22 protein-coding genes are annotated in these 21940 nt (G+C 63.7%); 9 read left to right on the top strand and 13 right to left on the bottom strand.

Annotated elements, in window-relative coordinates; all coding sequences use genetic code 11:
* Positions 1-3: 3 nt before the first annotated feature.
* The 3 genes from HCR84_RS00895 to HCR84_RS00905 are packed head-to-tail and all read right to left on the bottom strand — an operon-like array spanning position 4 to position 3080.
* Entirely contained in the window at positions 4-1194 is a 1191-nt protein-coding gene (locus tag HCR84_RS00895; RefSeq protein ID WP_166982940.1) for an acyl-CoA dehydrogenase family protein, read from the bottom strand.
* Positions 1195-1199: 5 nt separating this feature from the next.
* Positions 1200-2087, bottom strand: coding sequence for an amidohydrolase family protein (locus tag HCR84_RS00900; protein ID WP_166982938.1), 888 nt, complete (start codon positions 2085-2087; stop codon positions 1200-1202).
* Between the two features lie 42 nt (positions 2088-2129).
* Positions 2130-3080, bottom strand: a complete 951-nt coding sequence (locus HCR84_RS00905; RefSeq protein ID WP_166982936.1) for an SDR family NAD(P)-dependent oxidoreductase — start codon at positions 3078-3080, stop codon at positions 2130-2132.
* A 108-nt stretch (positions 3081-3188) separates the two neighbouring features.
* On the opposite strand from HCR84_RS00905, the gene HCR84_RS00910 reads away from it, so the two are divergent.
* Positions 3189-3659: a MarR family winged helix-turn-helix transcriptional regulator gene (locus tag HCR84_RS00910; protein ID WP_166982934.1), complete on the top strand. Its 471-nt coding sequence runs from the start codon at positions 3189-3191 to the stop codon at positions 3657-3659.
* Between the two features lie 51 nt (positions 3660-3710).
* On the opposite strand, the gene HCR84_RS00915 is transcribed toward HCR84_RS00910, so the two are convergent.
* The 5 genes from HCR84_RS00915 to HCR84_RS00935 form a co-directional block, all read right to left on the bottom strand.
* Positions 3711-5204 (bottom strand): aldehyde dehydrogenase family protein, encoded by a 1494-nt coding sequence (locus HCR84_RS00915; RefSeq protein ID WP_166982932.1) that lies wholly within the window; start codon positions 5202-5204, stop codon positions 3711-3713.
* A gap of 96 nt (positions 5205-5300) precedes the next feature.
* A complete protein-coding gene (locus HCR84_RS00920; protein ID WP_166982930.1) occupies positions 5301-6260 on the bottom strand; it encodes a VOC family protein in 960 nt (319 codons plus the stop codon).
* 40 nt (positions 6261-6300) lie between these two features.
* Positions 6301-7365: a PrpF domain-containing protein gene (locus tag HCR84_RS00925; protein WP_166982928.1), complete on the bottom strand. Its 1065-nt coding sequence runs from the start codon at positions 7363-7365 to the stop codon at positions 6301-6303.
* Positions 7366-7368: 3 nt separating this feature from the next.
* On the bottom strand, positions 7369-8082 hold the full coding sequence (locus HCR84_RS00930; protein ID WP_166982926.1) for a 4-carboxy-4-hydroxy-2-oxoadipate aldolase/oxaloacetate decarboxylase: 714 nt from the start codon (positions 8080-8082) through the stop codon (positions 7369-7371).
* Positions 8079-8834 (bottom strand): PIG-L deacetylase family protein, encoded by a 756-nt coding sequence (locus HCR84_RS00935; protein ID WP_166982924.1) that lies wholly within the window; start codon positions 8832-8834, stop codon positions 8079-8081. Before HCR84_RS00935 ends, HCR84_RS00930 begins: the two co-directional genes overlap by 4 nt.
* A gap of 207 nt (positions 8835-9041) precedes the next feature.
* Between HCR84_RS00935 and ligM the strand changes: the two genes are divergently transcribed.
* The gene (ligM, locus tag HCR84_RS00940) at positions 9042-10442 is read left to right on the top strand and encodes a vanillate/3-O-methylgallate O-demethylase (RefSeq protein WP_166982922.1); all 1401 of its coding nucleotides are present in this window, start codon (positions 9042-9044) and stop codon (positions 10440-10442) included.
* Positions 10443-10464: 22 nt separating this feature from the next.
* On the opposite strand, the gene HCR84_RS00945 is transcribed toward ligM, so the two are convergent.
* Positions 10465-11127: a GntR family transcriptional regulator gene (locus tag HCR84_RS00945; RefSeq protein WP_166982920.1), complete on the bottom strand. Its 663-nt coding sequence runs from the start codon at positions 11125-11127 to the stop codon at positions 10465-10467.
* Positions 11128-11257: 130 nt separating this feature from the next.
* Between HCR84_RS00945 and HCR84_RS00950 the strand changes: the two genes are divergently transcribed.
* From HCR84_RS00950 to HCR84_RS00975, 6 genes are all read left to right on the top strand, one after another.
* Positions 11258-12040: an NAD(P)-dependent oxidoreductase gene (locus tag HCR84_RS00950; protein WP_166982918.1), complete on the top strand. Its 783-nt coding sequence runs from the start codon at positions 11258-11260 to the stop codon at positions 12038-12040.
* A gap of 141 nt (positions 12041-12181) precedes the next feature.
* Complete coding sequence (locus HCR84_RS00955) at positions 12182-12964, top strand: ABC transporter ATP-binding protein (protein ID WP_166982916.1); 783 nt, start codon at positions 12182-12184, stop codon at positions 12962-12964.
* Positions 12951-13661, top strand: coding sequence for an ABC transporter ATP-binding protein (locus HCR84_RS00960; RefSeq protein ID WP_166982914.1), 711 nt, complete (start codon positions 12951-12953; stop codon positions 13659-13661). Before HCR84_RS00955 ends, HCR84_RS00960 begins: the two co-directional genes overlap by 14 nt.
* 3 nt (positions 13662-13664) lie before the next feature.
* Complete coding sequence (locus HCR84_RS00965) at positions 13665-14546, top strand: branched-chain amino acid ABC transporter permease (protein ID WP_166982912.1); 882 nt, start codon at positions 13665-13667, stop codon at positions 14544-14546.
* On the top strand, positions 14546-15649 hold the full coding sequence (locus HCR84_RS00970) for a branched-chain amino acid ABC transporter permease (RefSeq protein WP_244972539.1): 1104 nt from the start codon (positions 14546-14548) through the stop codon (positions 15647-15649). The genes HCR84_RS00965 and HCR84_RS00970 overlap by 1 nt, the downstream gene beginning before the upstream one ends.
* A gap of 41 nt (positions 15650-15690) precedes the next feature.
* Positions 15691-16905: an ABC transporter substrate-binding protein gene (locus HCR84_RS00975; RefSeq protein ID WP_244972540.1), complete on the top strand. Its 1215-nt coding sequence runs from the start codon at positions 15691-15693 to the stop codon at positions 16903-16905.
* Positions 16906-16959: 54 nt separating this feature from the next.
* On the opposite strand, the gene HCR84_RS00980 is transcribed toward HCR84_RS00975, so the two are convergent.
* The 3 genes from HCR84_RS00980 to HCR84_RS00990 all read right to left on the bottom strand — a co-directional run bounded on the left by HCR84_RS00980 (position 16960) and on the right by HCR84_RS00990 (position 19800).
* Positions 16960-18144: a 4-hydroxybenzoate 3-monooxygenase gene (locus HCR84_RS00980; RefSeq protein WP_166982908.1), complete on the bottom strand. Its 1185-nt coding sequence runs from the start codon at positions 18142-18144 to the stop codon at positions 16960-16962.
* Positions 18145-18245: 101 nt separating this feature from the next.
* Entirely contained in the window at positions 18246-18998 is a 753-nt protein-coding gene (locus HCR84_RS00985; protein WP_166982906.1) for an IclR family transcriptional regulator, read from the bottom strand.
* A gap of 55 nt (positions 18999-19053) precedes the next feature.
* A complete protein-coding gene (locus HCR84_RS00990) occupies positions 19054-19800 on the bottom strand; it encodes an SDR family NAD(P)-dependent oxidoreductase (protein WP_166982904.1) in 747 nt (248 codons plus the stop codon).
* 111 nt (positions 19801-19911) lie between these two features.
* Between HCR84_RS00990 and HCR84_RS00995 the strand changes: the two genes are divergently transcribed.
* Positions 19912-20832: an AraC family transcriptional regulator gene (locus HCR84_RS00995; protein WP_166982902.1), complete on the top strand. Its 921-nt coding sequence runs from the start codon at positions 19912-19914 to the stop codon at positions 20830-20832.
* A 151-nt stretch (positions 20833-20983) separates the two neighbouring features.
* On the opposite strand, the gene HCR84_RS01000 is transcribed toward HCR84_RS00995, so the two are convergent.
* A complete protein-coding gene (locus HCR84_RS01000) occupies positions 20984-21868 on the bottom strand; it encodes a helix-turn-helix transcriptional regulator (protein WP_166982900.1) in 885 nt (294 codons plus the stop codon).
* Positions 21869-21940: the final 72 nt, after the last annotated feature.

The following is a 21940-nucleotide window of genomic DNA, read 5'->3' on the forward strand; positions in this document are numbered from 1 at the left end:
GTGTCAGAGAAATGCGGACGTGCCCGTCAGGGCGCGTCCGACGATGAGGGAATTGATGTCGTGGGTGCCTTCGTAGGAATAGACGGCCTCGGCATCGGCGAAGAACCGCGCGACGTCGTGCTCGAGAAGAATTCCGTTTCCCCCGGCAACCTCGCGTCCGAGCGCGACGGTCTCACGCGCCATCCGGGCGGTGTGCATCTTCGCAAGTGCAGAGTTTTCGTCTGAGAAGTCTCCGGCATCCTGGTGTGCCGAGAGCTGCACGACCATGCCGAGTGAGGCGGTCAGGTTGCCGAGCATGCGAGCCAGCTTCTCTTGCACGAGCTGGAAGCCGCCGATGGGGCGTCCGAATTGCTCGCGCTCGGTGACGTAGCGCACGGCGGCCTCGAGTGCGCCGGCTTGCAATCCCGTGGCGATCCAGGCGACGTCTGAGCGCATCGCTCGCAGAATCCGCGCGACATCGCGCCACGAGTTCACATTGTGCAAGCGATCAGTGTCAGAGACTCGCACGCGCTCGAGCGTGATGACCGAATTCCGCATCGGGCGCAGCGACGCCTTGCCGCGCATCGTGTGCAGCGTAATGCCACTGGCCTCACGGGGAACGAGAAACGCCTTTACGTGCCCGTCATCACTGTCGCGGGCGAAGACGGCGAAGACATCAGCGGTGTCAGCAGCGCCGATCCAGCGCTTTTCGCCATCGAGAATCCAGTCGGCGCCGGCGCGCCGTGCTGTCGTTGCGAGGCCACCGGCAATATCCGATCCGTGCTCCGGCTCGGTCAGCGCGAATGTTCCGGCCGTCTCGAATGAGCGCACGCATGGATCGAGATCTGCCCACTGCGCCGCTGATCCGCCGAGACGGAGCGTCGTGCGAAAAAGGCCGGACTGCGCGTTGTACAGCGTCGCGACCGAGACATCGGTGCAAGCGAGCACATAATTGCGGAAGCCCGAGAACATGCAGCTCGACGCCTCAGCGTCATCGACGCCGTCTGGCTGCATGAGGTTCAGCGGAATGAGGGCCTGCAGAACGCCGGGGGGCATCGTTGCCGACTCCCACGCCTCCGCCATCACGGGGCGAACGTCGCGATCGAGTGTCGTGCGCAGCTCCGAGAGCGCTGCCCGTGCCTTCACGCTGAGGTGCGACGCGGCGAACGCGTACGGGTCGATGCCGATTGTTTCACCCACACCGATCTTCGCCATCGGCGTCAGCCGCCGAGTCCGAGCAGGCGAACGGCGTTGCCCTTGAGAATGTCGGGCATCACCTCGGGCTTGAGTGCCGTCTTCTCGATGTCCCGCAGCCAACGATCGGGCGTGAGGAGGGGGAAGTCTGAGCCGAAGAGCACGCGACGTTTGATGATCGAGCTGGCATAGCGCACAAGCTCCGCTGGGAAATACTTCGGGCTCCAGCCCGACAGGTCGATCCAGGTGTTGTGCTTATGCGTCGCAACAGACAGCGCTTCGTCCTGCCAGGGCACGGACGGGTGGGCCATGATGATCTGCAGATCGGGGAAGTCTGCAGCCACACCGTCGAGCAGCATCGGGTTCGACAGGCCGAGACGGAAACCGTACCCGCCTCGCATGCCCGCGCCGATTCCCGTCTGTCCGGTGTGGAAGAGCGCGGGAACCCCGGCATCCTGGATCGCTTCGTAGAGGGGGTAATGCTGCTCGTCACTCGGGTCGAACCCCTGCACGGTCGGGTGGAACTTGAACCCGCGCACACCGTTCTCGTCGATGAGGCGTCTGGCGCGTTCGATTGCGGCCGTGCCCGTGCGCGGGTCGACCGATCCGAACGGGATGAGCACGTCGTTGTTGCGTGCGGCGCCCTCGGCGATCTCTGCGCTTGAGATCGCAGAGTGGCCGAGCTGCGTTTCGGCATCGACGGTGAAGACGACGGCGGCCATCTTGCGCCCGCGGTAGTAGCTCGCGATGGAATCAAGGTCGGGCCGCGGCGCGTTCGTCGAAAAGTAGTGACTGGCTGCCTCGGCAAGGTCGTCTGGAAGCGACGAGTGGCCGTGAGCATCGACCTCGATATGCACGTGCATATCGATGGCATCGATCGTGTCAACGTCGATTGCTGATTCGTAGCGGATCATGAGGCTCTCTTGTCGTTGAGGAGGTGCCCCGAGAGAACGCGGTTACGCGTCTGCCGTGGGGCGCTGGAGTTCGTCTGGCAGCGGAGGGAAGCTTTCGCCCACTGTCTGCAGGTCACCCACAGCGTCGGTGAAGTTCTCGTCGAGCGCTTCTGCCGACCAGCCGCCATCGTTGTATGCCGTGGTCACCGCATTGGGATGAGACCAGAGCTGAATGCGGTCGCCGCCGATGCCGATGGCTTGGCCCGTGACATCCTGTGCGGCATCTGAGGCCAGATAGGTGATGAGTCCGGCGACGTCTTGCGACGTGCCGAATCCGAGGTCGTGTCTGAAGAACGCGGGCATTGCCTCGCCTTTGTCAGCAGCCTCTACCGCCGCGGCAAAGTACGGCACGGTAGAGGTCATCGCGGTGGCGGCGACGGGGATGACGGCGTTCGCGGTGATCCCCGCGCGCTTCAGCTCCATCGACCAGGTGCGCACCATGCCGACGATGCCGGCCTTGGCCGCACTGTAATTCGTCTGACCGAAGTTTCCGCGCTGTCCGGTAGGGGATCCGATGCAGATGATGCGCCCGGCGATCGTGTTGGCGCGCATGTAGGTTGCCGCCTCCCTCACGCACGTGAAGGTGCCGCGAAGATGCACTCCGATGACGGAATCGAAGTCATCATCTGTCATCTTCCACAGCACGGTGTCTCGCAGAACGCCGGCGTTGGTCACGAGGATATCGAGGCGCCCATACGTGTCAACGGCCGTTTGAACGAGCAGCTTCGCTGTCTCGGTCGGGCCAACGGGGGCGACGACAGCAGTGGCGGTCCCTCCACCGGAGGTGATGGAGGCGACGGCGTCGGCCGCTGTCTGCTCGTCAACGTCGTTGACGACAACGGAGGCGCCCTGGCGGGCAAGCTCCTGGGCGTACGCCAGGCCAAGGCCTCGGCCCGAGCCGGTGACGATTGCGACTTTTCCCTCGAGGTGGCGACGTGCGGTGTCATCTGACATGAAAGCTCCTTTGCGGCGGCCTGCACGGACAGGCATAGCATCCATTGAAGTCAATTTCATTGAGAATGTCAATGATTGAAGAATCATTGTTTTGATAGGCTATGCATCATGGCTAAGCCCGAACCCACAGCAGCCGCCGGTGTCGCTGAGTATCGAGGAGCGTCGGCGCTGACGGATGACCTCAGCTTTCTGCTGGCGCGAGCAAACGCACGGTCGATCGCCGCGGGCAATGCCGCGCTGTCCGAGCATGGCCTGCGCGCGCGCTCCTACTCAGTGCTCGCGCTTGCGGCGAGCGACAGCCGCCCCACGCAGCGTGAACTTGCCGAGTTTCTGTGGCTTGATCCCAGTCAGGTCGTCGCGCTCGTCGACGACCTGGAAAGCCGCGGCCTTGTGCGTCGTGAGCCAGACCCGAACGACAGGCGAGCAAAAGTCGTGCAGGCGACAAAGGAAGGTCGCGTTCGATTCGCGGCGGCACAGGAATCAGCACGCTCGGCCGAGCTGGACCAGCACAGCAAGCTGACGGCAGCGCAGCGCGAGCAGCTCGGGGTGCTGCTGCGGGAGATCGCCTTCTCGGGCTGACAGACTGCGACAGCGATCGGGAACGCGGCTTCTCCCGCAGCGGCGCAGCGGTCAGTGGGCCATGGCGCTGAGTGCCTCGGGATCAATCGTCGCGATTGCGCGCGTGTCTTGGAACGCGCGGACGCCCTCGATGCCCTGCTCGCGCCCGAATCCGGACCGCTTCATTCCACCGAAGGGTGCTCGCAGATCGAGGCGGGTAGCGCCGTGGTCGTTGACCCAGACGTATCCGCAGATGAGCTGTGCACCCACCCGTTGAGCCGACTCCGGGGAGTCGGTCCAGACCGATCCGCACAGGCCGCTCCACGTGTCATTTGCGAGGGCGATGGCCTCTGCTTCATCGTCGAAGGGGATGATCGGAATCACCGGCCCGAACTGCTCCTCCGTGACAACGCGCAACTGGGGATCCGGGTCGACGACGAGGGTCGGGCGCAGGAAGTTGCCTCCCTCGAGCTCTCCGCCGGGGAGTTCGCCGAATTCACGAACGTCGGCGCCAGCAGCCTTCGCCTCGTCGATGAGCTGCGCGACGAAGGTCTTCTGGGCTGCCTGGTGCAGTGGTCCCATTGTCGTGCCCTCATCGAGCCCGTAGCCGACAACGGTCTTCTCGAGCCGTGCGCTGAGGCCCGCAACCAGCTCGTCGAGTCGGGAACGGTGCACGAACACACGCTTTGCGTTCATGCAGATCTGTCCGGTTGAGTCGAAGATCCCCGCGAACAGCCGGTCGAGATGCGTGTCGTCGAGAACAACATCGTCGAGGAAGATCGCCGCGTCGTTGCCGCCGAGCTCGAGGGTCACGCGTGTGAGCGACGTCGATGCCATCTCCATGATGCGCTTGCCGCCGCCCACTGATCCCGTGAAGCACACCTTGTCGACATCGGTGATCAGGCCGCCCATGTTCTTGTCGGCCCCCGTAATCACATTCAGCACCCCGGCCGGGAGCCTCTCGGCGATCCTCTGCACGACGCGTGTTGTTGCGAGCGGAGCCGACGGCGGTGGCTTGACGATCGCGGTGTTGCCGGCGAGAAGCGCGTGGGGGAGCGCTGCGCCGAGAATCGCAATTGGCCAGTTGAAGGGCACGATCACCGTGACGACGCCGAGGGACTGATACGAGATCTTCGTCGAGACGGGAATTGCCCCGGGCACGACGGGCAGCGTGTGACCGGTTGAGACCTCGTCGGCGAGCGTCAGTGCAAGGTTCCAGCGCAGTTCGAACACGAGAGCATCGATCCATGCCTCGAGCCGAATCTTGCCGTTCTCCTGCGACAGGATCGCCGCGTCAGCGTCGCGATCCTCCGCGATCGTCGCGATGGCATCGGCCATCGCCGCCGCACGCTCCTTGGGTGTCAAAGCCGACCACCCAGGGTATGCATCGCGTGCCGCAGCGACGGCATCGGCGACATCCGCGGTCGAGGCATCGGCCGCCTCGCCGACGATGCCCCCGGGCTTACCCGGGTCTTGTATCGAGAGCGTTCCGGGAGTCTGTCGTTCCTCGCCTCCGATGAACAACCCCGTGCGCACTTCTGCATTTGTGCTGAGTGTGTCGGACATTCGACATACCACCTCTCTGTGTCTGCCGGGCCTGCGCGGCCAGGTCGGTCCACCTCCATCCAACCATCTATTCAGGTGAATAGATATGGTGGGTGATCATTGTTCCGCCACCGGCGGTGTGCCATGCGTGTGGAATGTCGAAATCGTCTTCATACCCCATGCCTGGCCCTTCTTGCGTTCCGTTTCGCTCCATTCCACGACGGGCTGATCCGGGTCGAGCAGCAGTCGTGCTCCGGCATTCGCAAACTCGATGCGATTGCCGCCCGGCTCGTAGACGTAGAGAAAGAATGTCTGGTTGATCGCATGCTTGTGCGGGCCCGACTCGATGTGGATGCCGTTTTCGAGAAAGATGTCGGCGGCCTTCAGGATGTCTTCTCGGGTGTCGGCGGCGAAGGCGATGTGGTGCAGACGGTTGCCGTGCTTCGTCCAGTCGTCTGAGTAGACGACGTCGTACGACTTCAGTGAGAAGTGAAACCACCACGCGGCGAACCCGCCAGAGTCGAGTCGGATGCGCTCCGACTCGCGCATCGCGAGCGCCGTCTTCAGAAACTCGCCATTTGCCTCGACATCTTTGCCCAGGTAGTTGATGTGGTCGAGGCGGCGCGCGTTCACCCCGCGACCGGGAAAGGCGGATGCCTGATTTTTCAGTGCCGGTCGGTCGTCATCGCCCGCGACGTAGCGCTCAGACTCGTAGTAGATGCCCATCGAATGGCCGTCGGGGTCGTGAAACATGTATGTCGGGCCAGTACCGATCTCGCCGTCGACCCACCCGTCTCCGAGGCCGAGCTGCTCGATCTCTGCGACACGACGCGCGAGAGCGTCAGCTGACGTTGTCCGGAATGTCGTGCGTCCAACGCCCGATGCCTTCGATGAGGTGAGCTTGATCGTGTAGAGCTCGTACTCGTCCCATGTGCGAAGGAACACGGAATCGCCGCGCTCCTCAATCACGCGCATCGCGAGCAGATCTCGAAAGAACCACAGACTCTTCTCGAAGCTGGGGGTGAGCAGCTCGACGCTGCCAATGTGAGCGACGTCGAAAGACGCGGATGCCGTCATGGTGCTGTCCTCTCTGACAGAGATGTATGGCTGGGGTGACTTATGGGTGGGGGCGCGGAAACACCGTGCCGTCGAAGATCTTGCGAGCGGTGCGCAGCGACATCGACCGGGCGTGCCACGTGCCGAGATCGTCTGTGTTGACGCTCACGCGGGCAGGAAATGTTCCGCTCGGGTGCTCGATGAGAATGGCGTCTGCATCGGAGTGCACAGCGAGGCTCTCGCCGACGGCCCCGGGAATGCTGACACCGGCCGCGACGGATGCTGCCATGAGCACGCCGATTGAGGTATGCACGCGCGTCGGGATGAACGCACGAGTGGCGATTGCCCCGCCGAGTCGCGGGGGCGAGAGAAGAACCACCTTCGGCACTGTCTGCCCTGACACGTCGCCGAGTCCCATCAGCGCACCGGCAAGCACCCTGATCCTTTCGACGGCAGCGGCCAAATCGCTGTGCGACTCGAGATCGGCAGGCGATTCGTCGCCGACGATCCCCAACTCGTCGGCCGCAACGAGCGCCGTCGGCATTCCATTGTCGATCAGTGTTGCACGGTGCCCGCCGACCATATCGCTGACGTTGCCTGTCGGAAGCAGCGGTCGGCTCCCGCCCGTCATTTCGATCTCGATGGCGGCGGCGGAGCCGGGAACCCCGTCGATCGAGGCGTCCCCGTCGTACATGGGAAGCCCGTTCTGCACAGGGAAGACCGCTGTTGCCGTGTCTCCGGTGTTCATGAGTCGAATGCGTACGGCCGCTTCGGATGCTGATGGGGCGACCAAGCCGCGCTCGACGGCGAAAGGCCCGACTCCGGCCAGCAGGTTGCCGCAGGTCTGTGTGGTGCCCACCTGCCGGGAGTCGACGGCGATCTGCAGAAACAGGTAATCGATGTCGATGCCCGGCTCGGTCGAGGGGGAGATGATCGCGACTTTGCTCGTGAGGGGGTGGGCGCCTCCGAGACCGTCGATCTGCGTGGGGTCTGGGCTGCCCATTACTCGCAGCATGAGGTCGGCGCGCTCGTCAGCGTCGTCGGGCAGATCAGCGGCGAGAAAGTATGCGCCCTTAGACGTGCCGCCCCGCATGAGCATGCAGGGAATGCCGCTCGCGGGTCTCATCGTTTACCCTTCGGTGAATTCGCGCTCAGTGACGTAGCGCACGCCGAGGTCGGCGAGCACGGGCCTCAGATTGTTGCGATCGAGACTCAGGCCCCCGGCCTGGTAGTCAGCGCGTGAGGCCGCCTCCGTGGCGACGCGGGCATCGGATGCCGTGAGAACGGCGGCGCACTCCTCCCTCGGCACGCACACGACGCCGTCGTCATCGGCAATGATGACGTCGCCCGCTCTCACCACCGTCTCGCCGACAGTGATGGGCACATTCACCGAGCCCGCAACCGCTTTGACCGTGCCTTGGGCGTTCACTGCTGCAGACCACACGGGAAAGCCCATCTCGCGCAGGTCGCTGACGTCGCGCACCCCGCCGGTTGTCACGAGGCCGCGCACGCCGCGCCGTTTCAGCGCGGTGGCAAAGAGCTCGCCGAACGAGCCGTCGAGAGCGGGAGAGACTGTCGTCGCCACGACGATGTCGCCTTCGCTGCACTGCTCGACCGCCGCATGGAGCATCAGGTTGTTTCCCGGCCAGTTCAGCACGGTGACGGCCGAGCCCGAGACGCGCGTGCCGTCTTGGATCGGCGTCACCGACGCGCCGACGAGCCCGGTGCGGCCCATTGCCTCGTGCACGGTGGCAACGCCGTGGGCGCCGAGTGCGTCGATTGTCGCGGCATCCGCTCGCTCAATGTCGGTGACAACGAAGCCTGTCCGATTCGGGGCAGTCATGCGAGCAGATCCGTTACCTGCGGGTAGTACCGCTCGTATGCTTCGCCCATCGTCTCGACGGGAAGCCCGAGATTCGGCCCGGCATTGCGTTTGACCTGCACGCCCCGCCGCACCGCGAGCGATGTGTAGTACTCCCACATGTGCCTCTGGGCAGGCAGGCATTCCATCGCCTTCTGCTTGAGGGGAAAGGAGCTCGTGATGTCGAGAAGCAGGTTCGGCTTGAAGTCGCACTGCTCGGGTTGGTGCGGCTCGAAGAAGAATACGGGCGGGGCTCCGATGATCTCGTCTCGCGTCGGCGTCGAGCCGTCGGCGTTCGTCACGCCGATTGCTTGGGCCAGCACCCGCGCCTGGAGTGCCATGCGTGCGGCGGCCGGGTGATCGCCGTTGTACGGGTCAAGGAGCGGATGCGTGAGGACAACGCTCGGCTGTACGCGCCGAAAGATGTCGACGAGCTTGGCGACGGTTTCGCCAGACTCGACAAGCGGATAGTCGCCGGCGTCGAGAAACTCGATATCGGCTCCGAGAGCGGATGCGGCGGCCGTTGCCTCCGCTCGGCGGATGTCTTTGATCTCGTCAAGCGACTTGCCCTGAAGCCATTGGCTGGCCGACTCACCGCGCTCGCCGTAGGAGACGCAGACGACGCTCGCGCGCTCGCCGCGCATGGTGGCGGCAGCGATCGCGCCTCCGGCGCGCCACACAAAATCGCCCGCATGAGCGCTGATCACAAGAAGCGACGGGAAATTCTCGGCCATGGACACACGAAACCACATTCGATCAGAATGATCAAGATATTGGCGACAATCTTGGATACGAAAACCTGCCTGAGGCGAGAGAGAACGCCGACGCCCCTATCGACTGGCGCGCACTTTGCATACAATCTTGTTGACGAAGTCACCTCAGCGAGGGGAAAGTCGCCGTCGGCGTCACTGCTCGCCACAGACAAGGAAGTCGAGAACGACATGGCACGCAATCTTCAAGAGGTACTCGACAGCGCGAAGAACACAGTTGCGCACTTGCGCGATTCGCAGTTGGGCACCTACATCTATCCCGTGGTTCCTGCGGAGTTCACAAACTGGCGCCGTGAGCAGATCTCGTGGCGCGAGACCGCTGTGCTTTTCGACCAGACCCACCACATGGTGAACTTCTTCGTCTCGGGGCCCGACGCACTGAAGCTGCTGAGCGATACGGGCATCAACAGCTTCGCAAATTTCCCGGTGGATACCGCGAAGCAGTTCGTGCCGACGGCATCCAATGGAGGAGTGATCGGCGACGGCATCCTCTTTCACCTTGCCGAAGACGACTACGTGTACGTCGGCAGGAATCCGGGCGCGAACTGGCTGCAGTTTCATGCCGAGACTGGCGGGTACAACGTCGAGACGCGCTATGACGATCGATCGCCGTCGCGCCCATACGGAGCTGCGGTGCGGCGCGAGTACTACCGGTTTCAGATTCAGGGCCCGAATGCGTGGCCGATCATCGAGAAGCTCAACGGGCGCGAGCTTGAGAAGGTGCGCTTCTTTCATATGGGCGAGATGGCGATCGCGGGCGAGCATGTGCGCACTCTGCGGCACGGCATGGCCGGCGCTCCCGGCCTCGAACTGTGGGGCCCGTATGAGCAGCATGGCAAGATTCGCGATGCGATTCTCGAGGCCGGTGCCGAGTTCGGCATCGAGCCGTGCGGCTCACGCGCCTACTCCTCGAACACGCTGGAGTCGGGCTGGATCCCTTCGCCTCTGCCCGCGATCTACTCAAGCGAAGCCGAGCGCTCGTATCGCGAATGGCTGCCGGCGACGGGCTACGAGGCGGTCAATGCGCTTGCCGGGTCATTCGTGTCAGAGAACATCGAAGATTACTACCTCAATCCCTGGGAGCTTGGCTATGGATCGTTCGTGAAATTCGACCACGACTTCATCGGACGCGATGCGCTCGAGAAGGTGGATGCCGCGTCGCAGCGGAAGAAGGTGACGCTTGCCTGGAACGATGACGACCTTGCACAGCTGCTTACGACCCCGAATGATCGATCGGGCACCGGGTATCAGGTCTTCGACCTGCCGAACGCGAACTACGGATCGTCGAACTACGACTCCGTGCTCGATGCCGATGGCAACACGATCGGTCTGTCGTTGTTCACGGGCGTCACGGCGAACGAGAAGCGTGGGCTGTCGCTCGCGACGGTCGACGCCGATGTGCCCATCGGTGCGGAGGTTCGCGTGATGTGGGGAGAGCCAGACGGCGGCTCGCAGAAGACAACGGTGCAGCCGCACGAGCAGCTCGCCGTTCGCGCGATTGTGAGCCCTGTGCCGTACGCGGTGACGGCTCGCACCGAGTACCACGGCGGCTGGCGCACGGCGACCTCGTAGCGGTCGGCGCGAGTTCGCGAGTTCAGTCGAGGGAACGCAACGCGGCAATGACGCTCTTCAGGTGCGTCTCGACGGCGTTCCGCGCGGCATCCGGATCGCGCGCGACGATCGCGTCGATGATCGCCGCATGCTCGAGCACCGACACCTTTGCTCGGCGTGGGCGCCCAGACAACTTGAACTGATGGCGAACGCTCTGAGCGTGCAGCCGTTCGATGACGGCGGCGGCTGTGGCGTGTTCGCTAATCTCGCGAACGCGAAGATCAAGCAGCTGGTTCAGGCGCGAGTACTCGACCAGATCGCCCTCGGAGACGGCGGTGATCATTTCCTCCCGCAGCTGCGCAAACTCGTTCTGCTGCGTGTCGGTGATGCGTTCGGCCGCTTTCGCCGCGCACAGGCACTCGACTCCGATGCGCACCTCGAGGATCTCGATGGCCTCCTCAAGTGAGACGGCTCGCACACGGGAGCCGCGGTTGGGGAGGCGCTCGACGAGTCCTTCATTGGCAAGGCGCAGGAGGGCTGTGCGAACTGCGGCGCGACTTGCAGAGAACGTGGCGCTCAGATCGGCCTCGATGAGCCGTTGGTTTGGTGCGTACTCGCCGCGGACGATCACACCACGAATCAGCTCCGTCACGCGCTGCTCGGCGCCGGAGATACCGTCGCGATTCTCGTTGACGACCGTCGACATGGATACACTCCTCCGCTGCAGCTAACGCAACCGATATAGAACCTACGCCATTATTGTCTACAACGCAGACCGGAACTCGTGAGCTGCGTGGCGGGACCGATGACGACGTAAGTCGGGTGGGGAGGAAATCATGCGCATTGCGGTGCTCGGGCTCGGAGAGGCGGGGAGTATCTACGCATCGGATCTTGCGGGCACCGGGGAGGTCGTGACCGCTGTCGATCCCAATGCGGGGGAGATTCCGAGGGGCGTCGTGCGCGCGGCGACCATAGCGGATGCCGTTGACGGAGCCGATCTCGTGCTGAGCCTCGTCGGAGCCGGGGCCGCCGAACACGTGCTCGACGACGCGCTGCCCGCGATGACGACCACGGCGATTTTTGCAGATCTGAATACCGCGGCGCCCGCTGCTGAGCGGGCGTGGGGTGTTCGGGCAGCCGCGAGCGGCGTCGGGTTTGCCGACGTCGGGGTTCTCGCGCCGGTACCGCGGAAACGGCTTGCGACGCCGCTCATCGTGAGTGGCGACAGGGGCGAGAGGCTCGTCGAGATGCTCACTCAGCTGGGCATTCCAGCCACGCTCGTCGGCGGGGAAGCCGGCGACGCAAGCTGCCTGCGGATGGTGCGCAGCGTGTTCATGAAGGGGCTCGCCGCACTGGTATTCGAGACCGCAGAAGCCGCAGAACACGTCGGTGCACGCGAGTGGGCTCTCGAGCAGGTTGCGGCGGAATTGGGAACAGGAGGAGAGGCCCTTGTGGAGCGCATGCTCACCGGAACAGCGAGGCATGCGGTGCGGCGTGAGGCCGAGATGCAGGATGTGCAGAAACTTCTGGAAACCTATGGCGCCCGTCATCCGATGACTGACAGCACGATTGACTGGCTGCAGACCATTGCCAACAGGACACCGCACGAGAGTTCCTGAGCGAATGTCACGATCGGGGAACATCCAAGGGATTCGCCCCAAAATCGTTGACAATTTCGTTTCCTATCCGTAGCGTCCAATTCCAACGGTCACTGATGACCGTTGGAGATCTTGCACCGTGGCAGATGGAGGGCGACCGAGATGGAAGCACGCCTGCGCCTGCGCGACGTCAATCTGAATTTCGGTGGCATCACTGTGCTCGACGACGTCTCGTTCGATGTCGAAGCGAATGCGATCTTCGGTCTGGTCGGACCGAACGGTGCAGGAAAGACCTCGTTGTTCAACTGCATCAGCGGCCACTACAAGCCAAGCAGCGGCTCGATAGCGATTGACGAGAACGAGGTGAGCGGTCTCGCTCCCTCGCGGTTGGCCGCACACGGTCTCGCCCGCACCTTTCAGCATCCGGCTCTGCAGCTCACAGCGACAGTGCTCGAGAACGTTCTCCTCGGGGCTCACACCCGACTGCCAGGCGGCCCGGTTTCGTGGTCGCTGAGATTGCCGTTCACGGCGCGGAGCGAGCATTCTCTCCGCGAGGAGGCACGCGCACTGCTTGAGAGAGTCGGGCTCGGGTCGGCTGCCGATGTGCCAGCTGATGAACTCAGCCATGGTCTGCACAAGGGAATCGAGTTGTGCCGGGCGCTGCTGTCGAAGCCGAAGCTGCTCTTGCTCGACGAACCGGCTGCCGGCCTCTCGCACGGGGAGGTCGAGAGCTTCATCGCCACGGTCAAGGCCCTGCGGGACGAAGGCGACATCACCGTCGTGATCGTCGAGCATCATATGGGACTCATCTCTGCTCTCACCGATCGCGTCGTCGTGCTCGACCACGGCCGCACCCTCTTGGAAGGCACAGCGGCAGAAGCGCAGACGAATGCGCGGGTCATCGAGGCGTATCTCGGTCAGGAGGACGACGATGGCGCTGCTTGAGCTTGCTGACGTGAGAGCTTCCTACGGGCCCGTTCAGGTGCTGGAAAGCGTCTCGCTCTCCGTTCCCGAGGGCGGTGCCGTCGGAATCCTCGGCGCGAACGGTGCGGGAAAGACCACCACGCTGCGTGCGATAAGCGGCACAGTTCGCACACGCGGCACGATCACGTTTGACGGCCGAAGCATCCGTGGATTAGGGCCCGACAGGGTTGCCGCGCTCGGCATCGCGCACGTTCCGGAAGGCCGCGGCACCCTCATGCAGCTCACCGTGCGCGAGAATCTCCGGGTTGGTGCCTACGTACGCAAGGATCGCAAGGGAATCGCGGCCGACATTGACTACTGTCTCGACCTCTTTCCCCAGCTTCACAGTCGAATCTCCTCGAGCGCGGCCGCGCTTTCGGGGGGCGAGCAGCAGATGCTCGCGGTCGGGCGCGCATTCATGGCGCGCCCCCGTCTGCTTCTGCTCGATGAAGCATCGCTTGGCCTCGCGCCCAGCACCGCGAAGTCCGTTTACGACGCAATCGGGCGTCTGCGCAAAGAGTCCGGCATTGCCATGCTGATCGTTGAGCAGAATGCGAACCTGGCCTTTCGGCTCATCGACTCGGCAACCGTGCTCGAAATGGGCCGCAATGCGCTTTCCGGCACCTCCGACGAACTCAAGGGCATGGATGAGATCCGCCGTGCCTATTTGGGCGGGTGACGCATGGGAACCTTCATCCAGCTGATCGTGGACGGGCTGTCCAGCGGATCGATCTACGCAGCGCTGGCGCTCGCGATTGTTCTTGTGAACCAGGCAACAGGGCTCATCAACTTCGCGCAGGGCGGCATGGCCGTGCTGTCGGCGTACATCGCCTACGTCTTTGTGCAGCTTGGGGTTCCGATCATCCTCGCAATCATGATCACGGTTGTCGTCTCCTTCTTTCTCGGCGGGCTGATTGAGCGGCTCTTGGTGCGGCGCTTCGAACGGGGCGACTCCGACACTGCGGTTGTTGTGACCATCGGCATCCTGACTCTGGTGACGGGTATCTGCGCCTGGCTGTGGGGATACAACAACAGAGAGTTTCCGTCGATGTTCCCGCTGTCCAGCGTGAACGTTCTGGGTGCCGTGATCAGCTGGCGCTCGCTGGGAACGATCTTCACGATCGTCGTGATCATGCTTGTGCTGCAGGTGCTGTTTCTGAAGACGAAGCTCGGACTCGCGTTGCGCGCGGTGGCAATCAACCCGGAGTCGTCCGCGTTCTCGGGACTTCCTGTCGGACGGCTGCTCATGGTGGGCTGGGGGCTCGCTGCGGGACTCGGCGCCATCGCGGGGACCCTCGTCGCTCCGCGGCTGACGCTCACGCCGGGGATGCTCGATACCGCACTCGTCTACGCGCTCGCCGCGGTGATCCTCGGCGGTCTGTCTTCACCGCTCGGCGCCGTGGTCGCCGCGTGGTCGATCGGCGTGCTCGAGAACCTGGCGGCCGTCTATGTGCCTCTCGTCGGCTACGACCTCAAGATCGCGGTGCCGTTCGTGCTCATCTTCGTCATACTGATTTTCCGTCCCCAGGGTCTGTTTGGTCGCAGAGTCGTGGAGCGTGTGTGATGACTAAGGCAACGCAGACGAGAGGTGAGATGACGACAGGAGCCCGCGCAGCGTTTTTTCAACGTCCAATGGTTCGGTGGGGCGTCATCATCGTCGTTGCGGCCGTGCTGGTGATCGCTCCGCTCGTTCTCCCGGTCTTCGCGAACCAAACGCTGATTCGCATCGGCGTCTACGCCGTGGCCGTACTCGGCCTCAACATCGTCATGGGCTACGGCGGGCAGGTGAACCTCGGGCAGATCTTCTTTCTCGGCGTGGGAGCCTATGTCACCGCAATCGGCGTGGAGAACGACTGGAACATCGTGTTGGTGTTCATCGCCGCTGTCGCGATTCCCGGTGCGCTCGGACTTCTGATCGCTCTTGCCGCCGCGCGCCTCGGCGGCCTTGCCATCGCCATGGTCACCATCGCCTTGCCCATCGTCGGTGTGCCTTTGGCCAAACGTCTCTCGGGCGTGACGGGCGGGTCGCAGGGCATTTCTGCCCGCTTTTCGGGCGCTCCCGAGTGGTCTGGTCTGTATGACGATCAGTGGCAGTTCTATATCGTGCTGGTGATCGCAGCGGCATCCTTCCTTCTGGCTCGCAACTTTGTGCGAGGCAAGTACGGCCGTGCCCTCGCCGTCGTCAAAGAGAATGCGGCCGTCGCCGGTTCAATGGGCATCTCTCCCTACAACTACAAGGTGCTCTCCTTTACGATTGGTTCGCTGCTTGGGGGAGTGAGCGGCTTCCTCTATCTCGTGGCAGTGCAGTACACCTCGCCGGAGACCCTGAGCTTCGGGCATTCCATCAGCTTGCTCGCGGCGATGGTCATCGGCGGCGCCGGAAGCATCGCCGGTTCGCTGATCGGTGGTGCGTACTACGTCATCGTTCCTCAGGCCACGAACCTCATCGACCCGAACCTCACAACGATCAGCCAGGGAGCCATCCTTCTCGTTGTGCTCTTCCTCTTGCCCGGTGGGCTTGTCAGCCTGCCCCGCTTTTTTCGACGATTCACACGCCGTGCTTCCGGTGGTGCATCGTCCGCTGGGACGAACGCTCCACATAAGACTCCGCAGGCAGATGCCGGCGCGGAGAGAACCGAAGAGACAGAGAGGCAAGGTCCAGCATGAAAATGCGAAGGAATGCAAGAGGGGTCATCAGCATCGTCGCGATGACCTCCGTCGCCGCGCTCGCCCTCACGGGCTGCTCCCGCGACAGTGGTGGTGGCGGAGAGAACGGAGAGTCGGCAAGCCCGGGTATCACCGACACGACAATTACCTTCGGAATCACGAGTCCGCTTACCGGTTCGACGGCAGGCCCCGGCAACTGCACAGTCGATGGTGCGAAGGCATACTTCGGTGTGAAGAACGACGAGGGCGGCATCAAATTCGGCGACGGCAAGACTCGCACTGTCGAGATCAAAGCCTATGACGACGGATACGATCCGCAGAAGGCTCTCGCAAACTTCCAGCAGATGGTCTCGGATGGCGTGTTTGCTGCCGGGCTCGGTCTCGGTACGCCGACCAACCGAGCATGGCGCGAAGCGGCTATCGACGAGAAGGTCCCTCAGGTTCTCGTGCAGACAGGTGATCCGCTGTTCAGCGATCGCGAAAAGAGCCCCGAACAGCTCGGGCTGGTTCCGACCTACCTCGACGAGGGGGCCGCGTTCGGTGATCTGCTGGTGGAGTCAGGCGAGGACCACAAGGTAGCGATCCTCTACCAGAACGATGATTACGGCAAAGGCTACGTTGAGGGCTTCAAGGGTGCGATCGAGGATGCCTCGAACATCACCGTCACAGACGAGCTGACGTACGAAGCAACAGACACGTCAGTCGATGCTCAGATCACCGAGCTTGCTTCAACAGGCGCCGACGTGATCTTCAACGCGATGTCGATCACCCCTCTGACGATCGCAGCGCTGCAGAAGGCGCAGGCGTTGGACTGGCTGCCCAGCTGGTTCCTTCCGTCGAACACGTCGAGCCCCGGGGCGATCCTTGAGCCTGGTGGCGCAGACGCGTTCCCCGGGGTCTACTCGGTGGCATTCTCGCAGTCATCGTCGAGCCCCGCGTTCCAGGAGAGCGACGAAGGAAAGGCGTTCCTTGAGGCAATAGACACGTACACAGATCAAGATGGCGCGCCCGCGTTCCCGCACTGCGTGTGGAGCTGGATTGGTGCCGCGACTCTCGAGCAGGCGTTCACGAACATGAAAGAGCCGACGCGCGAGAGCTTCATGAATGCGCTCTTCGACATCTCGGACTTCTCCGCTCCCTTTATGTTGGAAGGGTCGACCATCGATACGACCACGGACGGCAAGCCGGCAGTGTCGAATGTGCAGGTGCAGAAGTACAACGGCAAGGGGTACGACGTCGCTGACGCGATAGGTTGATCGCTCGCTGAGGCCCCGAGCATCCTGGCTCCGGGGCCTCAGCCCGACCAAGCGTCAGGTCAGCGACTCAAGAGGCCAACCGGTGTATGCCTCAGCGAGATAGCGCCGGCCGGACTCCGACTCAACGACCGAGCGCAGTTCGCCGAGCTGGCGGCGACGGTCGAACTCCGAGGCACCCGGAGCAACGTGGAGCATGCTCGTCATCCACCACGAGAAGTGCTGTGCCTTCCAGATGCGATGCAGTGCTTTCTCTGAGAATGCGTCGAGCAGTCGGGTGTCGTCATCGAGCAGCAGGGCACGCAGAGCCTGATCAAGCAGCACGACATCGGCGATTGCGAGGTTCATTCCCTTTGCACCCGTTGGCGGAACGGTGTGTGCGGCGTCGCCGATCAAGGCAACCCGTCCGTGCAGGAGCTCGTGCGACACGAAGCTGCGGAACCGCAGAACGTCTCGCTGGAAGATCGGCCCCTCATGAAGTGTCGTTCCGGGGACGCGTGACTGGAGCTCTTCCCACAGCTGTTCCTCTGTGTATGCCTGTGCGTCGGTCTCGGGGTCGCACTGGAAGTACATGCGCTGAATCGTCTCGCTGCGCTGGCTGATCAGCGCGAAGCCGTTGGGGGAATTGCTGTAGATGAGCTCTTCTGCACTCGGCGGAGCTTCGCACAGCACTCCGAACCATGCGAACGGATACTCGCGAAAGTACCCGCCGGTGTGCGATCCCGTGACGGCCGCGCGCGACACGCTGTGTGAACCATCCGCTCCCACGACGAAGTCGGCCTCGATTGCGACCTGTGTGCCATCGGATTCTGTCGTGATGACGCGCGGGCGCGCAGTTTCAGCATCCTCGATCCGCTCGGCTGTGACGCCGAAGCGCAGGTCATGGCCCCCGGCGAGGCGCACGGCGATGAGGTCTTTGAGCACTTCGTGTTGGGGGTAGAGAAACACGCCACGCCCAACGAGGGCGTCGAAGTCGATGCGATGACCGTTGCCGGCGAATCGCAGCTCGATGCCGTTGTGGCGCGTGGACTCCGTGCGCACTCGCGTGGACGCGCCAGACGACTCGAGGAGCTCGACCGTTCCCTGCTCGAGGATGCCGGCGCGAATCGTCGTCTCGATTTCATCGCGCGAACGTCGATCGATCACGACCGACTCGATGTCAGCCTTGCTCAGCAGGTGAGCAAGCATCAGGCCCGCGGGGCCAGCGCCGATGATCGCGACGCGGGTGCGAACGGTTTTCATGTCGTCTCCTTCGACGGATGAGTGCGGTGGTTGCCTCGAACCAGTGTGGGCCACATCCGCGGTGCGCGTGCGGCGCATCCCGTTCAATGGGAAGCAGACAATTAGTCGCGTGAGCGATTCAGTGCTTTCTGCACTCGACGAGCGGCTGCCATGAGCGTGGTCAGCGCGTCGATGGTGGGTGCGTCGCGCGGAAGCACGACAGAAAGTGCCGCGATCACCGCACCGTTCTGCCGCACCGGCACCGCGACTCCTGTCGAGACGGTCTCGATAGATCCGGGAGCGACGACATGGCCACGCTGGCGGATGCCTGCGAGCAGGCGACGCAATGAGTCTGGGTCGGTCACGGTGTCTGCCGAGAGGGCACGTAATGGCCTCGCCAGCACCCTCTCGCGCACCTCATTCTCGGCGTACGCGAGAAGAACGAGCCCAGACGACGAGGCGTGCAGCGGCAGGCGCCCGGCGATGCGCGTGATGTTCGCCCCCGCGTCGGGGTGGGAAAGCCGCTCAAGAAAGAGCGCTTCGTCGTGCTCGAGCACGGCGAGCTGCGTGTGCTCTCGCACTCTCGCTTGAACGGTTTCCATGGAGGGCAGCGCGGCTTGACGCAGGCGCAGCGCGTGGGATCCGCGCAGCGCCAGTTCCCACAGCCGCATTCCGAGTCGTATGCGATTTGCGTCGTCTCGCTCGAGGAGGCCGCTGTGGACCAGCCCGTCGACGATGCGGTGCGCTGTCGACGAGGGCAGCCCGGCGCGTCGACCGATCTCGGATGCTGTCTGCACCGTGCGGTCTGCGGTGAACGTGTCGAGCACACGCACGACGCGGTCGACCGCTGAATCTCCGCTGGGCGAGTTCGCCATGTTCCTAGCCTGCCACGGATGGATGCCCCGATCCTCCGCTGTCAGGGATCCGCCGTTACCAGGCGACAGGGCCCTCATCACTTGTGAAGCTGCCCGTACGCCCCGATTCGCGCAGCGCCATTTCGACGACGTGGTGTGCGCCGTCTTCGACGGTCTTTGTTCCCTGGAAGTTGTTCAGTGATGTTGCTGTCATCCCCGGATCGATCGTATACACGTTGATTCCGTCGGGTTCAAGCGCCGTTGCGAACGCAAGCGACACCGCGTGAAGTGCAGATTTCGACGCCGAATAGACTCCGAACATCGAGCGGTGCGGGTTCGACGGGTCGGCGTTGGCCGTGAGCGAACCGCCGCCGCTTCCCACATTGACGATACGAGCGTTGGGAGTCTCGCGCAGGAGCGGGAGCAGCGCCTGAGTGATGGCGATGACGCCGAACACGTTGATCTCGTAAATCTGCCGGGCGATGTCGAGGGGAACCTGGGTGAGAAGACCAGATGATGCCCGCTCCTGGAGCGGCGTTTCCGAGTCTCCGATGAAGGAGACTCCGGCATTGTTGACGAGAACGTCGAGGCGACCGAACTCCCGACGAATGCGTTTGGCGGCGGCATCGACCGACGCGTGGTCCGTGACATCGAGCTGCACGGCGACGGCGTCGCCGGTGATGTCGGCGGCGGCGGCCAACCCGCGATCGAGATCGCGCGAGCCGACGAGCACGGTGAAGCCGTGGGCGGCAAGGTCTTTCGCCGTCTGGTGCCCGATTCCCTTGTTTGCTCCGGTGATGAGTGCGACAGGATTGTTCGTCATGGTGATCTTCTCTTTCCGGGGTCGTAGTCGTGCCCCCACACACCACCTTGCCTCCCTGAAAGCGAACGAGGAATAACGAATCATCCTATTTTTATGTTCTATAATCCGAAGATGCCCGCAGATCGATTGTCAGACGTGCTTGAGTTCATCGACGTTCGCAGCGTGGTCTCGGGCAGCGTGGCGGTGAGTGGGCCGTGGGAGGCGCGGTCGAATGTCGACGAAGAACTAAAGTTCTGCGCGGTCGCTCAGGGCAGCGCGTGGCTCTCGACGGATGGGCTCGACGAGCCGATTCTGCTTGAGAAGGGCGACGTCGCGGTTCTGAACGGACGCTCGTGGCTGGCGCTTCGCGGCGGCACCGGAGACGGGCCGCCCGCAAGCATCCACCCGCCATCTGCGGGCACGCTGACCCGTGTTGACGACATCGATCCCGACGTCGCAGACGTGTTCATCGGGGGACGTGTCGACCTGAGTGCCGTCGGGAAGGAGCTTCTGCTGCAGGCGCTGCCCGCCGTTGCGTGGATCAGCGCATCGTCTGACTCGGCCGCGAACGTGCGCGCACACATCGACCAGATCTTTGCCGAGCTCGTGGCGGATCGCGTGGGTTCTGCGTTTGCGATTCGCCAATACGGGCAGTTGCTCCTCCTCGAGGTGCTCCGCAGCTTCATGAATGACGCGGCAGTTCCGACGGGGTGGCTCAAGGTTCTCGCGGATGAACGGTTGCGACCAGCGCTCACGCTCATTCATGAGCAGCCGTCGAAGGCGTGGCGGTTGGAAGACCTCGCGCACGCGGCGATGATGTCGCGCACGACATTCGCTGAGCGCTTTCGTGAGGTGGCTGGAACGCCGCCGCTGACATACCTGATCCACTGGCGGATGCTGATGGCGCAGCGTGAGCTGCGGTCGCGCGACACGCGAATGCGGCCGCTGGCGCTCAGCCTCGGCTACTCGTCAGAGAGTGCGTTCAGCACGGCGTTCAAGCGTCACGTCGGGGAGTCGCCGCAGGGCTATCGAGCGCGCATGCACGTCGCGTAAGGATCGGCGAGGGTATTGCTGCCTCCGAGAACGGGTGCCACTCTTGGTGTTTTTGTTGCAGCAGATACCCGCAAAAAATGGCCCGCGAGTGAGGCGGCGGTTCAGCCAGGGCAGCTGGCGAGTGAGCCGGGCAAGGGCCTGGCAACTCGGGCTACAGCGCGCACAGGCGGGCGAGGCGCTCCGCAGCATCCGTCTCGGGCATCGGCGTGTACGCGACCACGTGGATCTCGGGATGGTCCGAGAGCGCGAGCTGGTGGTGCTCCAGGTGCAGAAGGCCGACATCAGGATGCTGAAACAGCCGCTCTCGTGAGGCGAAGCGCTGCACGTCGCGGCTCTCCCAGCCTGCGCGAAACGCAGCGCTCGCCGCGCTGAGCCTCTCGACGAGCATGCCGTGCGCCGGATCGCCGAGCCGCGGGCCCGTCTCGGCGCGGAACTCGCTGAGGAAGCGACGACTTGTGCGCTCCCAGTCGGGCAGCAGCGCGCGAACGTACGGGTCGGTGAAGACGAGCCACAGCAGGTTGCGATCGTCGTCTGCGGCCGTCGCGATGCCCGGATACAGCTGTTCGTACGCGTCGTTCCACGCGAGCACCGCCCAGTCAGGCGCCAACGCAAACGCCGGGTCTGCCCACGAGTCGAGCAGGCGCTGCAGGCTCGGCGGAGCATCGTGCGTCGGCGGCACCTGTTGGGGGAGCGGGCTCGAGTAGCCGAGCAGCGCCAAAACGTAAGAGTGCGCGGATGCGTCGAGGCGCAGCGTGCGCGCGACAGCATCCACCACTTGACGTGAGGGATTGATGTCGCGGCCCTGCTCGAGCCAGGTGTACCAGGTGCCGCTCACGCCGGAAAGATAGGAGACCTCTTCGCGGCGCAGGCCGACATCGCCGCCTCGAGTGCGGGGCGGAAGCCCCACTTCGCTGCGCGACAGCTCGTTGCGCCGCGCGCGCAGGAAGCCGCCCAGCTCGGCACGGCGCTGAGCGTCGTCGCTTTCGCGCGGCGTCGTGCCTCGGGCGCGCCCTGCCCTCGCAGCATCCTGAATCATTTTTCAATACTAGTAGTGACAGTACTAGTGCCAGCGGCAACTTCCGCGCGCGGCATCCCTCGGCCAGTCTTG

The sequence above is a fragment of the Paramicrobacterium fandaimingii genome, from assembly GCF_011751745.2.
Lineage (GTDB): Bacteria > Actinomycetota > Actinomycetes > Actinomycetales > Microbacteriaceae > Paramicrobacterium > Paramicrobacterium fandaimingii.